The organism is Pseudomonas sp. KB_15, assembly GCF_052114525.1.
Taxonomy (GTDB): domain Bacteria; phylum Pseudomonadota; class Gammaproteobacteria; order Pseudomonadales; family Pseudomonadaceae; genus Aquipseudomonas.
On the sequence record NZ_JBFREX010000299.1, the window covers coordinates 1 to 396 of the forward strand.

A 396-nucleotide genomic window follows, 5' to 3' on the forward strand; every position below is an offset into this window, starting at 1 on the left:
GCCCAGCAGCGGCGTGTCGATGCGGTCCTGCCCCGCGTTGCGGGCCGCGCGCGCGACGATCTCGATATTGTTCAGCAGCTTGCGCCCGTCGCCGTCGGCCGAGCCGACGATCAGCTGGAGCGCCTCGTCCTCCCAGGTCAGCCCGCCCAGTTCCTCGCTGGCGCGCAGCACGAGCTGCTTCAGTTCGGCGTCGTCCAGACTCTTGAGCACGTAGACGGCCGCCCGGGACAGCAGCGCGCCGTTGACCTCGAACGATGGGTTTTCCGTGGTGGCGCCGATGAACGTGAACAGGCCGCTTTCCACGTGCGGCAGAAAGGCATCCTGCTGGCTCTTGTTGAAGCGGTGCACTTCGTCGACAAACACCAGCGTGCGGCGGCCGTGGGCGCGGTACTGCTC

General features: G+C 67.7%; 1 pseudogene. It reads right to left on the reverse strand.

Features of this window, described 5'->3' with window-relative positions:
• Positions 1-396: pseudogene (locus AB4Z35_RS30990) on the reverse strand (recombination factor protein RarA); the annotation flags it as partial.